General features: G+C 41.1%; 10 protein-coding genes. 9 read left to right on the plus strand and 1 reads right to left on the minus strand.

Annotated elements, in window-relative coordinates; translation table 11 throughout:
- The first annotated feature begins 45 nt into the window (after positions 1 to 45).
- From B3E00_RS06825 to B3E00_RS06855, 7 genes are all read left to right on the plus strand, one after another.
- Positions 46 to 2,502, plus strand: a complete 2,457-nt coding sequence (locus B3E00_RS06825) for a glycoside hydrolase family 95 protein (RefSeq protein ID WP_293937805.1) — start codon at positions 46 to 48, stop codon at positions 2,500 to 2,502.
- Between the two features lie 28 nt (positions 2,503 to 2,530).
- The gene (locus B3E00_RS06830; RefSeq protein WP_293937807.1) at positions 2,531 to 4,090 is read left to right on the plus strand and encodes a glycoside hydrolase 43 family protein; all 1,560 of its coding nucleotides are present in this window, start codon (positions 2,531 to 2,533) and stop codon (positions 4,088 to 4,090) included.
- A gap of 6 nt (positions 4,091 to 4,096) precedes the next feature.
- Positions 4,097 to 5,473 (plus strand): glycoside hydrolase family 43 protein, encoded by a 1,377-nt coding sequence (locus tag B3E00_RS06835; RefSeq protein ID WP_293937809.1) that lies wholly within the window; start codon positions 4,097 to 4,099, stop codon positions 5,471 to 5,473.
- A 133-nt stretch (positions 5,474 to 5,606) separates the two neighbouring features.
- Entirely contained in the window at positions 5,607 to 7,670 is a 2,064-nt protein-coding gene (locus B3E00_RS06840) for a hypothetical protein (protein WP_209574965.1), read from the plus strand.
- Between the two features lie 332 nt (positions 7,671 to 8,002).
- Positions 8,003 to 9,403 (plus strand): MFS transporter, encoded by a 1,401-nt coding sequence (locus B3E00_RS06845; RefSeq protein WP_209574963.1) that lies wholly within the window; start codon positions 8,003 to 8,005, stop codon positions 9,401 to 9,403.
- A gap of 14 nt (positions 9,404 to 9,417) precedes the next feature.
- A complete protein-coding gene (locus B3E00_RS06850) occupies positions 9,418 to 10,569 on the plus strand; it encodes an endo-1,4-beta-xylanase (protein ID WP_293884986.1) in 1,152 nt (383 codons plus the stop codon).
- 5 nt (positions 10,570 to 10,574) lie between these two features.
- Complete coding sequence (locus B3E00_RS06855) at positions 10,575 to 11,546, plus strand: glycoside hydrolase family 43 protein (RefSeq protein WP_209574961.1); 972 nt, start codon at positions 10,575 to 10,577, stop codon at positions 11,544 to 11,546.
- 17 nt (positions 11,547 to 11,563) lie between these two features.
- On the opposite strand, the gene B3E00_RS06860 is transcribed toward B3E00_RS06855, so the two are convergent.
- Positions 11,564 to 12,427 carry an AraC family transcriptional regulator gene (locus B3E00_RS06860; protein ID WP_209574959.1) on the minus strand — a complete coding sequence of 288 codons (864 nt, stop codon included), beginning with the start codon at positions 12,425 to 12,427 and terminating at the stop codon, positions 11,564 to 11,566.
- Positions 12,428 to 12,824: 397 nt separating this feature from the next.
- Here B3E00_RS06860 and B3E00_RS06865 point away from each other — a divergent pair, with 397 nt between their 5' ends.
- Both B3E00_RS06865 and B3E00_RS06870 read left to right on the plus strand, forming a co-directional pair.
- Complete coding sequence (locus B3E00_RS06865) at positions 12,825 to 13,841, plus strand: zinc-binding alcohol dehydrogenase family protein (RefSeq protein ID WP_209574957.1); 1,017 nt, start codon at positions 12,825 to 12,827, stop codon at positions 13,839 to 13,841.
- A 578-nt stretch (positions 13,842 to 14,419) separates the two neighbouring features.
- Positions 14,420 to 14,593, plus strand: a complete 174-nt coding sequence (locus tag B3E00_RS06870; RefSeq protein ID WP_209574955.1) for a hypothetical protein — start codon at positions 14,420 to 14,422, stop codon at positions 14,591 to 14,593.
- The last annotated feature ends 21 nt before the right edge of the window (positions 14,594 to 14,614 follow it).

Genomic DNA, 14,614 nt, shown 5'->3' on the forward strand with positions numbered 1-14,614 from the left:
GACTGAGGTTTAGGTCCGAAACGGTAAAAATTAGGATTAAGAGAAATGATTGAAAACCTTATTTGGAAACATATCATCACATTCATTGGAATCGTAACATTGCATACTACACTTTTGTTTGCGCAAAAGCAGTCGGCTTTAACCCTATGGTATGATCGGCCGGCAGACGAAAAGATATGGGAGCAAGCCTTACCGTTAGGAAATGGTCGGTTGGGTACGATGTTTTATGGAATTCCATCGTGTGAACGCCTGCAGCTCAATGAGGAAACTATTTGGGCGGGTGGCCCTTATCGGAACGATAACCCGAAAGGCAGTGGGGCATTAAAAACTATTCAGGATTATATATTTGATGGGAAATCAGCTGAAGCTGAAAAGCTTGCAAATGAAACTTTCTTTACAAAGACCCATGGTATGCCTTATCAAACTGCCGGCAATATTCTGCTGCGATTTCCGGGGCATGATAACTATCAGGACTATCATCGTGAATTGGATATCGAGCACGCTGTAGCGCGTTCTCATTATGCAGTAGATGGGGTAACATTTACTAGGGAGGTTTTCACTTCCTTTGCTGATGATGTGATCGTAATGCAGATCCGATCGAGCAAGAAAGGGAAGCTCAACTGCACCTTGGCGTATGAGAATGAGTCGAAGCATACTATTTTTAAGAGCGGTGATCAACTTGTTTTAGAAGGGCGAGGTACTGATCATGAAGGTGTTAAAGGGGAGGTTGTTTATCAGATTCATACCGGAGTAAACCTTACGGATGGAGAGCTAGTTGTGGATGACGAATCGATTAATATAAAGGATGCCACTTCCATTCGTCTTTATATTTCAATTGCGAGTAATTTCAAAAATTATAAACAGTTGGGATCGGATCCCTCCAAGGAGGCCACGGAAAGGTTGCAAAAAGCAATGCGTAAGGATTATGAGCTTGCTTTTCAGCAGCATAAAACCGCTTACAATAAGCAGTTCAACCGTTTTCAATTGCATTTGGGCAGCGTCAACAATGAACAGCAACAGCCTATTTCAACACGAATTGCAAATTTCGCCCATACGCAGGATCCAGCGCTAGTTACCCTATTGGCTCAATTCGGCCGATATTTGCTTATCTGTTCTTCGCAGCCAGGTGGCCAACCTGCTAACCTACAAGGCATCTGGAACCGCTCCATGCAGCCCGCTTGGGACAGTAAATATACGATCAATATCAATACGGAAATGAACTATTGGCCTGCGAATGTAACTAACCTGTCAGGAACCCTTCAGCCATTATTTTCCATGATTAAAGAACTCAGTGAAAGTGGAAAAGAAACGGCAAAAACATTGTATAATGCATCCGGTTGGGTAGCTCATCATAATACAGATATTTGGCGTGTGACGAGTCCTATTGATTTTGCGGCAGCTGGAATGTGGCCCAGTGGGGGGCTGTGGTTGTCGCAACATGTATGGGAGCATTACCTTTTTACGGGAGATCGTTTTTTTTTAAAGCAATATTACCCCGCTATGAAGGGCGCTTGTGATTTTCTTTTGTCTACACTTGTAGTACATCGTGGATATCCAGATCAGCAGTGGCTTGTTTTGAGTCCTTCAATTTCGCCCGAACAAGGTCCACTCGCTGCCGGAGTGACGATGGATAACCAGCTCTGTTATGACATGCTCACTCGTACCGCTTTGGCTGCAGAAGTTTTGGGTATCGATTCTAGCTACAGGGATACATTGCTAACTACGGCTCGCCGTATTCCACCGATGCATATCGGTCGATATAACCAGTTACAAGAATGGATGGAAGATGTGGATGATCCGCAAAATCAACATCGGCATATATCACACCTATATGGATTATTTCCAGGGAGCCAAATTTCACCTTTTGGCACACCTGAATTGTTTGAAGCAGCCCGTAATTCATTGATTTATCGCGGGGATTTCGCAACAGGATGGTCGATTGGCTGGAAAATAAACTTATGGGCCCGCCTTTTGGATGGAAACCATGCGTACGAAATTATAAAAAATATGCTAACCCTTTCTGATGAAAAGCATCCAGAGGGACGTACCTATCCTAATCTTTTTACAGCACATCCTCCATTTCAGATAGATGGTAATTTTGGGCTAACAGCAGGTGTGGCAGAAATGCTGGTCCAAAGTCACGATGGTGCTGTGCATCTCCTGCCAGCAATTCCCGATCGGTGGGGCGAGGGATGGGTAAAAGGCATAAAGGCGCGTGGCGGATTTGAAATTGAAATGCAGTGGAAAGAAGGAAAGATAAAGGAAGTGAGGGTATTTTCTACCTTAGGGGGCAATTTGCGGCTTCGTGCAGCTTCGGCGTTGGAAGGGCGTGGAATTCAGATCGCAAAAGGTCATCAGCGCAATGCGCTTCTCGCTCCAATGCGAATACCAAAACCTATCCAGTCAGCAGAATCACATCTGAAAGGAATTAAATTACCTCACTATTACGAATACGATGTGCTGACCATGCCAGGAAAATACTACACTTTAACGGCTGACTGAATTAATGTGGCCATTTAATCATTTTACTATGTTAAGAATGAAAATTAGTGCTTTTGTCTTCTGCTTTATGATCCTGTTTTTGGATTCATTAGCGCAGCAAGCCCGTAATCCAATCATCTTTGCCGATGTACCCGATATGTCCATGATACGCGTTGGTGATACCTATTACATGAGTAGCACCACCATGCACATGAACCCCGGGGTTCCGATAATGAAATCCAAAGATCTAGTCAATTGGACCTTGGTTAATTATGTGTATGATCGTCTTGGAGATCAGGATGAGCTCAATTTGTCGAATCAGAAGAATGCCTATGGGCACGGTTCCTGGGCAAGCAGTTTACGCTTTCATGATGGACAGTACTATGTAAGTACATTTTCTTCCAATACAGGTAAAACACATGTCTATCGCACGGCAGATATTGAAGGGGGACCTTGGGTTTCTACCGAGTTTAGACCGATGATGCACGATCATAGTTTATTCTTTGACCAAGGAAAAATTTATATGATCTGGGGTAGCGGACAGATCCATATTGCCGAATTGTCGCCCGACTTTTCAGGTATTAAAGCTGGGACAGAACGCGTGTTATTAGATGATGCTTCTTTACCTGCTAAGCCTAAAGAAGGTAAAGTGGGGTTGCCGGCTGAGGGGTCCCAAATGTTTAAGATCAATGGCTTTTATTACCTTTTTAATATTTCATGGCCAGCTGGAGGAATGCGCACGGTGATTGTCCATCGGGCAAGTCAACTGGAAGGTCCGTATGAAGGGAAAGTGGTTTTGCAGGATCAAGGTGTGGCCCAAGGGGGGCTGATTGATATGCCCGACGGAAAATGGTATGCGTATCTTTTTCAGGATTATGGTGCTGTAGGACGTATTCCATTTTTGGTCCCTGTCATATGGGAAGATGGATGGCCAGTGCTCGGTATCGGCGGAAAAGTGCCGTCTACCTTAAATCTTCCTGCAAATAAAAGTTTAATTCCCGGAATCGTTAACTCCGATGATTTTGACCGGAAACCTGGAGATGCGGCTCTTCCACTGGTGTGGCAGTGGAACCATAATCCAGACAATAATCTATGGTCTGTAACAGCGCGAACGGGCTTTTTGAGAATGCATACAGGCGATCGCACCGATGATTTTCTTTCGGCCAAAAACACCCTCACCCAGCGTACCATCGGGCCGACTTGCAGTGCAGCTATTGCTATCGAGGTTTCTAACATGAAAGATGGTGATTTTGCGGGCCTATCGCTATTGCAAAAAAATTATGGTTTAGTTGGTGTGCGTATGGAAGGAAATACGAAATCATTGGTGATGATCAATGCGACGACAGGCGTACCACAAGAGTTGGCCAAGATCGGCCTCAAACAGCAGCGTATATATCTTAAAGCAAGCTGTGACTTTACAAACAAAAGAGATCTCGCTCAATTTTTTTATAGTACAGATGGGCGCAATTGGAGCAGGATAGGTAATGATTTAAAAATGAGTTATACCATTCCTCATTTTATGGGCTATCGATTCGGACTTTTCAATTATGCAACCAAAGCCGGCGGTGGTTATGTAGATGTTGATTATTTCCATTTGACCGCAAATTAAGATAATATGATGAAACGATTTTTTATACAATCCCTATTCGGATTTTTGCTTCTATTTTTGGTTAAGGTGGGTACATTAAGGGCACAAAACCCCATTGTGCAGACTGCTTATACTGCGGATCCGGCCCCTTTGGTGTATAACAACAGACTTTATCTTTATACTACACAGGATGAAGAAGAATCCACCTGGTTTAACATGAACAATTGGCGTGTGTATTCAACCGATGATATGGTGAATTGGACCGATCATGGTGCGATTCTTTCTTATACAGATTTTGAATGGGCAAAAGGTGATGCCTGGGCGGCGCAATGTGTTGAAAAGAATGGTAAATTTTATCTTTATGTACCTGTCATTTCCAAAGTGAACAATCGAGGTGCGATCGGCGTTGCTGTAGGAGATAGCCCATTGGGACCATTTTATGATCCTTTGGGGAAACCATTACTGCAAAGCGAATGGGGAGATATCGATCCTACTGTGTTTATTGATGACGACGGCCAAGCTCATATGTATTGGGGTAACCCCCAGCTGAAATATGTTAAGCTGAATGAAGATATGATCTCCTATAAAGGTGATATTGTTGAGGTTCCGATGACTGCGGCATCGTTTGGAAAGAGGGAGGGCGACCCGAAGCGGCCTACGGGCTATGAGGAAGGGCCATGGTTATATAAAAGAAATAGTTTATATTATCTTTTTTGGCCGGGAGGTCCTTTGCCAGAATTTATTGGTTATTCGACAAGCCAAAAAGCCGAGGGACCTTGGAAGTACGGTGGTATAATCATGCCTGCGGAAGGAAAAGCCTTCACAAATCATCCTGGCGTTGTCGATTTTAAAGGAAAAACCTATTTCTTTTACCATAATGGTGCCTTACCTGGAGGGGGAGGCTTTACGCGGTCTGTCGCTGTTCAAGAACTGAACTTTAATCCAGACGGCAGTATCGATCCAACGAAAATGACAAATGGAATTACTCAAGCGACCGGCAAAGTGAATCCCTATGAACTTCATCAGGCTGAAACGATTGCTTGGTCCGAGCACGTTAAATCCTACCAAAATAAAAAGGTGGGCGTTTTTATAAAGGCAAAAAAAGATGGGGCTTTCACCTGCGTGAAGAATGTTGACTTTGGTGAGGAGGGAGCACGTAATTTTTTTGCACGGGTAGGAACGACGCATAATGGAGGTATCCATATGGAGGTACGTTTGGGAGCGGTTGATGGAGCGTTGTTAGGTACGATACAGGTGCCCATGACGGGGGGAGATGACAGATGGACTACAGTTGAGACAGCACTGTCCGATAAAGTATCGGGACTACACGATCTATATTTTGTTTTTAAAGGTAAGGCACCGTCAAATATCCTGTTTTTCGATTGCTGGAAATTTGGAAAGTAACATACTAACATGAAGCAAAGTAGTTTGAGCCAAGGGAAAAAATGCAACAGCATACAAGATAACTCAACAATTTAAGAAAAATTAATTTACTCAATTTATGAAGGGACTAAATATTGTCTTAAAAAAACGGACAATGGCATTTTTATTATCCGTTACAGGAATTTTATCAGCAGCAACAGCACTTGGGCAGCAGCAAAACCACCTCAACGATCCTAGTAAGGGGTTTGTGCACCAGTCTATAGGAAATCCTTATCTACCGCTATGGGAGCATCTCCCGGATGGCGAACCCCGTGTTTTCGAAGATCCTGACCAGCCTGGGAAATATCGTGCTTACATCATTGGTTCCCATGATTTACGTTTTAGCAGCTATTGTGGGCCTGACATTAGAATGTGGTCAGCTCCTATTGAGAATTTGAGCAGCTGGCGGGACGAGGGCGCTATCTTTACGTACGCGATCGATGGTAAATGGGATGTGATGTATGCGCCAGATCTTGTAGAGGTTAAGCGAAAAGATGGAAAAAAGGATTACTACTTGTTTCCTCATAGCAGAGGTGAGGGCCGTGAAGCGATGGTTGTTAAAGGTGACAGGCCTAATGGTCCCTTTAAACCTGTCAATCTGACTGAAGATGGCAAGCGTACTTTGCCTGGAAGTATCTTAGGATTTGATCCTGCCATTTATATCGAATACGTTACGGACCCTCAAGATCCTGATTTTGACATTGGATTCCGGGCATATGGTTTTTGGGGATTCCAACGTTCTATGGCTGCACAACTGGATCAGAAAACAATGTATTCGTTGAGGCCTGGTACGGAGGTGATCAATTATTTATTGCCAGCAAGTGCGCGATATGGCCAATTACGCGATCCAAAAGGAACTTCCTATCCTAATATTTTTGAAGGTGAGGATTTGGGAACCTTTAATTTTTTTGAAGCATCATCCATTCGTAAAGTGGGAAACAAGTACGTTTCGGTATATAGTGGTTACTCCGGCCCGGAATATGGCGTAGGAAGTTCAAATTCCACTTTGCGCTATGCGGTAGCAGACTCGCCACTAGGACCATGGAAGAGCGGCGGCGTTTTAGTCGATTCACGTGCTCCAGTCTTAAACAAGGACGGATCTGCTATTGAAACCAGCAATGCAGGTCATAACACACATGGTAGTATCGAACTGATCAATGGACAATGGTATGTATTTTACCATAGACCACCGCGTGGATTTGGCTTTGCACGTCAGGCGGTGGTTGAACCTATCAAAGTATCTTGGGATGAGAAAAGTGTTAAAGATGGCGGAATGGTGTCCCTAAGAGCGTTTGACCCCTTTCAAGAGAATTTGACTATTAAAGATAAACAAGGGAAAGAGTATAAAGGTGCAGAAGTGACATCGGAAGGATTTCATTTTTATGGATTAAATCCCTATCAGTATTATTCGGCTGGATATGCTTGCTACCTGTCTGATATCAGTTTGCAACAGGATTCATGGGATGTATGGGATAATCATATGCCGGTGACAAATATGAAAAACGGAAATATTGCAGGTTTTAAATATTTCGGATTTGGAGGTTTGGATCAAGATAAGTTTGGATTGAAAGCTTTTGAGGGGACTAAAATTGGAAATCAAACGGCTTTCAATGTGTTTATTACGCCAAAAACAAAAGCTGCCTTTAAGGTCAACGTATGGTTAGATGGCCCTTGGGATAACGAAACCTGGAAAGGTAAGCGAATTGCGCAAATTTCTGTTCCGGCGAATTCTGCGGCTGAAGTCAAGCAATTTACGGTCGACGTTTCCAAATTTGTAGATCAATTGGACGGTAAACACGCCTTATTTTTAGTTGCTGAGGGTGAGGAAGGAAAGCCGCTTTTCGATTTTATAGGCTTAGGATTTAGTTCGAAAGACAAAAAAATTGAACGTCCAATACCACCTTCGGTCACCATTACAGTAAATGGGACCAAACTAGCTTTACCATCCATTCCTGTACGATCTACGGATGAGAATGGTATTATTGGTTATCATGTTTATGAAGTTTCCTTTCCGATGGAAGCAAAAAGTAAAAACATTCCTTTGGTAAAAGCGACTGCCGATAATCCTGAAGTTAAGATTAAAGTGAATCAAGCTACTTCGCCGACGGGTTACGCTCAAGTTGATTGCCTTTATAGAGGGCAAACAAAAAGCTATGTGGTAAAATATCCTAAGAATTAAACGGTAAAAACTAAGCAGTTTAATAGCAGGTAGAAATGGGCTGTCCAAAAAAAGTTTGGGCAGCCTATATTTTTCAGGCTACGTAATATCTTTGACGATATCATTTCTGCTGTCCGCATACCGACAGTTAGATTTATTTTTAAAGAAGTAATTTTTACTGGAACGGCTCAGTGCTACGATGAAGATTTTTATCGATTTATTCTTTGTTAAGTGGGCTTTTTAAACATTTTTATTGGAATATAAAACATTTGTAATGGGTAATGGAAAAAAGCTACTTGTAGTTTTACCATTGTAATATAACTAATCGAATAACCAATTATATGGACCAAAATATGACAGAAGTGAAGCCTTTCAGAGGTTTTTACAAGCTTTCAACGAAGCAGCGCGTAGGGTTTGGTGCTGGCGATCTCGCACAGAATCTCATTTACCAGACTGTTTCGATGTATCTACTGATTTTTTATACCAATGTTTATGGGATCTCTGCAGCTTCTGCAGGAGTGATGTTTCTCATTGTTCGAATTGTCGATGTACTATGGGACCCCATCGTAGGCGCATTTGTTGATAAAAGAAATCCCCGCATGGGAAAGTATAGGTCTTATTTGGTGCTGGGAGGAATTCCGCTGACAGGATTTGCAATTTTGTGTTTTTGGAATGGCTTTTCGGGATCTTTAACCTATGCTTATATCACCTATGTTGGTTTATCGATGTTGTACACGTTGGTGAATGTTCCGTATGGCGCTTTAAATGCCTCCTTGACCAGAGATACGGATGAGGTTACAAAACTAACGTCTACGCGTATGTTTATGGCGAACGTGGGTGGTCTGGCTGTTGGATATGGGGTACCACTCATCGTAAAGTATTTCTCTCCAGATGGAAAGATAAACTCGAAAGATTCTGCCGAAGCCTGGTTTACAACGATGCTGATCTATGCTTTAGTTGGGTTAGTTCTTTTAATCTTTTGCTTCTCACAAACAAAAGAACGTGTCATCATGGATGAGAAAGATACAGATAATGTGCAGGTTTCCGACCTGTGGCGAGAATTTAAGCATAATCGTCCTTTGCGTATTTTGGCATTTTTTTTCATTACTGCATTTGCTATGATGGCAATCGGTAACTCGGCAGGATCATACTACATGATATATAATGTACATGCTCCGGATATGCTACCTTATTTTATGGCATTAGGATCTTTGCCTGCTTTTATTTTTATGCCTTTAGTGCCAGCCATCAAGCGGGCAATTGGTAAAAAGCAGATGTTCTATGTCTTCCTGACTATTGCAATCCTTGGAATGGTGATGCTATACGTTATTTCATCAAACGAAAGCCTCAAGGGAAATATTGTTTTGGTACTGGCTGCTCAGTTTATCAAGTCGACCGGAGTAATTGTTGCAACGGGATATATGTGGGCACTCGTTCCTGAAGTCATTTCCTATGGCGAATATAAAACCGGGAAGCGTATTTCAGGTATTGTCAATGCGCTTACCGGTATTTTTTACAAAGCTGGGATGGCCCTTGGAGGTGTCGTGCCGGGGCTGGTGCTAGCATATGTTAACTTTGATAAAGATAATGCAACAGCCCAGTCAGCACGTGCTGAAATGGGAATTCTATGGTTGGTAGCCATTATTCCAGCAATACTTTTAGTCGTGGCCATGTATGTTATTTCCAAATACGAACTGGACGATAGTACCATTGATGCAATCAATCAGGACATAGAGTCTAGACATACTTATTAATTAAAAACTAAATCATGAAGATGTTAAAAACTATTGTTGTGGCTGTAGCAGCCTTACTATCAAATCTATCTGCTTCAGCTACTTTGCAAAAACTGAAGCTGGCACCTGATTCATTGACCTTAAAGGAGGCATTTGAAGGTAAGTTTTTTATCGGAACGGCTTTAAACCTTGATCAGATCTGGGAGCGGGATGCCGCCGCAGTAGCTGTCGTCAAAAAACATTTCAATTCTATTGTAGCGGAAAATTGTATGAAAAGTATGTTCCTGCAGCCGCAGGAAGGCGTGTTCGATTTTAAAGATGCGGATCGTTTCGTATTGTTTGGCGAAAAAAATAAGATGCAGATTATTGGGCATACGCTCATCTGGCATTCCCAGACACCAGATTGGTTTTTTGTTGATAAAAATGGAAAAGAGGTGTCCAGGGATGTACTTATAGCACGCATGCAGAAGCATATTCATACCGTGGTGTCCCGCTATAAAGGACGGGTATACGGCTGGGATGTGGTGAATGAGGCCATATTGGATAATGGAGAATGGCGCAAAAGCAAATTTTACGAAATTATTGGTCCTCAGTTTATTGAATTGGCATTTAAATTTGCACATGAGGCAGATCCAAATGCGGAGTTGTATTATAACGATTATTCAACCGCCGTTCCAGAAAAAAGAAAGGGCATTATCGAAATGATTCGTCAAGTAAAAGCAGCGGGTGGTCGCGTCAGCGGAATTGGTATGCAAGAGCACAATGCACTGGATAATCCACCTATTGATGAGGTCGAAAAAACTATACTTGGATTTGCGGGACTTGATGCGAAAGTAATGGTTACGGAAATGGATATTTCGGTTTTGCCACATGTTCGTCCTAATATGGGCGCCGAAATTGGGGAGCAATATGCTTATAGCAAGGAGATGAATCCATACGAAAAAGGGCTACCTGCTAAGAAAATGGATGAGTTGGGAAGACGATACGTATCGTTTTTTAAGTTATACCTCAAACATAAGGATAAAATATCACGTGTGACGTTGTGGGGTGTTGGTGACGGAGACTCATGGAAGAACGGTTGGCCTATTCCGGGACGTACAGACTATCCATTATTATTTGACCGGAATTATCAGCCTAAGCCCTTTTTAAAAGATATTACTTCATTAACTCAAAAAAAAAAGAAATAGTAAGCATGAATAAGAGCAAGTATTTATATCCCAAAGATTATATGGCTGATCCATCAGCACATGTTTTTGAAGATAAAATTTACATTTATCCCTCTCATGATCGAGAAAGTGGAATACCGGAAAATGACAATGGAGACCATTTTGATATGCGAGATTACCACGTATTTTCTCTTGAGGATATTCAGGGGGATGTGGTTGATCATGGTAAGGTGTTAGATGTAAAAGACATTCCTTGGGCTGGTCGTCAGCTTTGGGATTCAGATGTGACGGAGAAAAACGAAAAGTACTATATGTATTTTTCCATGAAGGATAAAAATGATGTTTTCAGACTAGGTGTTGCTGTTGCAAGTCAGCCCTATGGGCCATTTATTCCGCAGGAGCATCCAATTAAGGGTAGTTATAGTATTGACCCTTGTGCATTTAAAGATACTACTGGAGACTATTATCTGTATTTTGGCGGTATCTGGGGGGGGCAGCTCCAATTTTATCGAAATAATAAGATTATATCACCCAATGAATTGCCTCAAGATCACGAAGATGCTTTGTCTCCAAAAGTTGTCAAGCTGTCTGCTGATATGCTGGAATTTTCGGAAGAGCCAAAGGATCTTGTCATTTTGGATAAAAATGGCACGCCATTGAAACATGGGGACACGGAAAAGCGATTTTTTGAAGCTTCTTGGATGCACAAATATCAAGGGAGATACTATTTTTCCTATTCTACAGGAGATAGTCATTTAATCTGTTATGCCACTGGAGACAATCCATATGGTCCATTTACCTATCAGGGTGTAATTCTATCACCGGTTGTCGGTTGGACCACTCATCATAGTATCTTGGAATACAAAGGTAAATGGTATTTATTTTATCATGATTCAGTTCCCTCAGGAGGAAAGACCTGGTTGAGAAGCATGAAAGTTATTGAGTTAACATATGATGAGAAAGGTCACATTATACCAATCGATGGATTGTCGTCGTAGATGATGTGAAGCACGATTTATCTACTTATTCGGCGTTTGTAACTCATTGGTGTTTCACCTGTGAATTTTTTAAATAGTCGATTAAAGTAAGAGATATTTTCAAAACCTAATTTAAAGCACAATTGTTGGATATTATCTTCATCGATTAACATCATCAATTGTGCTTTTTCTATTTTCTTTTGATTGATGTAATGTACAGGTGTGGCATTCATGTGTTTTTTGAACAGTCGGATAAGGTGATCTTTGGATATAAAAATCAGATTGGCAAGTTGTTCTATAGCGATCGGATGATGGATATTTTCGTCTATGTAATCTAGTACACGCAAGAGTCGTTTTTCCACCTGTGGTATTTTGTTCGTTGCTTCGGCTAGAAATCGGCTCATTAATAAATGAATGATAGCTTGGTTTTCGGCTGCTCTGGCGATAGGTGACGCCGTTTGCAGCGCCATGTTTTTCATTAATTCTGTTGAATTATCATAACCTTTCGGATCATACATTTTTAACTCACGACCGGGATTTAAATCGTAGAGGTGTTGAATGACTGTTGCTAACAGCTGATCTGATTTGATTTCCTTCGGGAAGGAGTAGCGGTCGAAAATACTCGATCTTAGCTCTGGATTTTCATAGATATGGATATAGTAGAGTGATAGTTTAGCGGAACAAGCGTAGCTATGTTGGATATACGCAGGTGTGAGATAGAGATAGCCGGGCCGAAGTTTGATGGTTTCGTCCGTTAAAATTATTGATGCTTCTCCTTCACACACATAGTGTATCCGCGCAAAAGGGCTCTGAATATCTTTGAAATTCCAATTCGCCTGATGTTCCGCATAGCCAATGTTCAATAGTGTAAAATCAAGTTTATTATTTTCGTTATTTATCATTACGCGAAGAAGAAATAGTTAGATACAATATTAGTCGTTTTCTTAAAAAGAATAGCGTTTTTAAAGTGTAAATATCGATAATGTTATAGTTGATTTATCTGTATATAGCGTTTTTTTACATATTTCTCTTTCTAAAACAGGATGTAAGTATTTGATATTTAGTTTGCTAATTTTTTATTTTCGTTGCTAGCAGTATGGTAGTGGATCATTGCGCTTGCATCGATATCGTGTTATTTTTTATCGTTAATGGAGTTTCTTTATCCGTTCTATATAATTATTTTTGGCTATACCATAATATCAAAGATCTCAAGCCAGTAAATCTCTTAAGTTTGAGCTTGAGCTTTGTTGTGATCAATAACAATCGCAAGTGCTATTTAAATCTTGATGCCATTTATAAATGAAAGCTATAAAAATAGTAAAAGAGGGACGTGTGGAAATCACGGATATTCCTCAGCCTACCGTTAAGGATGGACATGTCCTTTTAAAAATAGATTATGTTGGTTTCTGCGGCTCTGATCTGAATACATTTCGGGGCTTGAATCCATTAGTTCAGCTACCGGTTATACCTGGACATGAAATTGGAGCAACAGTAGTTGGATTGGGGACTGATGTTGGACCTGATATTAAGATTGGTACAAGAGTTACCGTAAATCCTTATTCAAACTGTGGTATTTGTACTGCATGTAAAAATAATCGACCTAATGCTTGCCGCTACAATGAAACGATGGGGGTACAGCGCGACGGTGCCATGACAGAATACCTTGTCGTACCAATACAAAAGGTCATTGTGGGTGGACAACTATCGTCCAAAGAATTGGCCTTGGTGGAGCCTATGAGTGTAGGTTTCCACGCCGTTGATCGGGCCGATGTCACCGACAGCGATATCGTATTGGTGTTGGGATGTGGTATGATCGGAGTTGGAGCGATTGTTCGGTCTGCTTTACGGGGTGCCACCGTTATAGCAGTTGACGTGAGCAAAGAAAAACTTGAGTTGGCAAAAATTCTCGGAGCGACATTCACCATCAATAGCGCTGAGGAAGACTTGGCGGCTAGCTTGGATACACTGACGCACTCCATGGGGGCTGACGTTGTTATCGAAGCCGTAGGACGCAAGGAAACCTACTTAGCGGCGATTGATGCCGCGGCGTATACAGGCCGGGTTATGTATATAGGTTATGCAAAAGAAGCTATCCCTTTTGATACACAGTTTTTTGTCAAAAAAGAGTTGGATATCAGAGGCTCACGCAATGCCACAGTGAAAGATTTTGCAGCGGTAATGCATTATTTAAAAATGAAAAAGTGCCCAATAGAACAGCTTATAACAGGAGTATATCGTGTAGAAGATGCACAGTTAGCTTTAGAATCATGGCTAAGAGATCCTGGGCGCGTTTTTAGACTTTTAATCGAATTTTAAAATTCTATATGTCTATTGTCAAGAACCGAACAATAGTGCGATGCATCATCTCTATGCCGAATAATGGAGCAATAATTTGTTTTTAAAAAATACAAAAAGCCTTTTTCATATAGCAGGAAAAGGCTTTTACTTAAATCTCTTATCAGTCCATAACTAATGTGCCGGAGATCCAAACTTATTTTTTCTTTCTGGATTTTTTCTCTTCTTCAGCAGGTAAATCTAAAATAGCCATCAATAGTAGATAATAGCCTTTTTCTAATCCCATTTTTTGTGCTTTTTGGTTGATAGTGTCCATATCTTTATTCAATTATTGTTTCTTAACTAATTTGTATTTGGTTAATTAGAATCAAATGCTATACCCAAAATACGCTAACTACGAGCTACCCGTATTTTTAAGTGGTAAATTGCGTAGAGTTTTCACTTTTTAACAAAAAAATACGTGTAATGTGGGTATTAAATGCGATGAAATTATAAGTTCGATACGCGTTTGGCGTAATAATAACCTGAACATGTTTGCGGTAAAACATTTTCAGGCCAATATTGTCTTTATTTCAGATTAATAATTAAAACAGGTATTTATGAAAAAGATAATTCCATTTGCACTGATGTCGAGTTTATTGGTGCTCGTATCAAGTTGTGCAGCGATTGAAGGTATATTTAAAGCCGGCGTATGGTCTGGTATTCTATTGGTTGTAGTGGTTGTTGCTCTTGTAATTTGGTTGGTAAGCAAATTATTTGGCGGATCAAGATGATAATGAATATTTGATCTTTAC

Source organism: Sphingobacterium sp. UBA5996, assembly GCF_002429765.1.
Classification (GTDB): domain Bacteria; phylum Bacteroidota; class Bacteroidia; order Sphingobacteriales; family Sphingobacteriaceae; genus Sphingobacterium.

What these genes read in the sequence shown, in the direction of transcription:
- B3E00_RS06825 (WP_293937805.1), top strand. Translation starts at nt 46, where the DNA reads ATGATTGAAAACCTTATTTGGAAACATATCATCACATTCATTGGAATC.
- B3E00_RS06830 (WP_293937807.1), top strand. Translation starts at nt 2,531, where the DNA reads ATGTTAAGAATGAAAATTAGTGCTTTTGTCTTCTGCTTTATGATCCTG.
- B3E00_RS06835 (WP_293937809.1), top strand. Translation starts at nt 4,097, where the DNA reads ATGATGAAACGATTTTTTATACAATCCCTATTCGGATTTTTGCTTCTA.
- B3E00_RS06840 (WP_209574965.1), top strand. Translation starts at nt 5,607, where the DNA reads ATGGCATTTTTATTATCCGTTACAGGAATTTTATCAGCAGCAACAGCA.
- B3E00_RS06845 (WP_209574963.1), top strand. Translation starts at nt 8,003, where the DNA reads ATGACAGAAGTGAAGCCTTTCAGAGGTTTTTACAAGCTTTCAACGAAG.
- B3E00_RS06850 (WP_293884986.1), top strand. Translation starts at nt 9,418, where the DNA reads ATGAAGATGTTAAAAACTATTGTTGTGGCTGTAGCAGCCTTACTATCA.
- B3E00_RS06855 (WP_209574961.1), top strand. Translation starts at nt 10,575, where the DNA reads ATGAATAAGAGCAAGTATTTATATCCCAAAGATTATATGGCTGATCCA.
- B3E00_RS06860 (WP_209574959.1), bottom strand. Translation starts at nt 12,427, where the DNA reads ATGATAAATAACGAAAATAATAAACTTGATTTTACACTATTGAACATT.
- B3E00_RS06865 (WP_209574957.1), top strand. Translation starts at nt 12,825, where the DNA reads ATGAAAGCTATAAAAATAGTAAAAGAGGGACGTGTGGAAATCACGGAT.
- B3E00_RS06870 (WP_209574955.1), top strand. Translation starts at nt 14,420, where the DNA reads ATGAAAAAGATAATTCCATTTGCACTGATGTCGAGTTTATTGGTGCTC.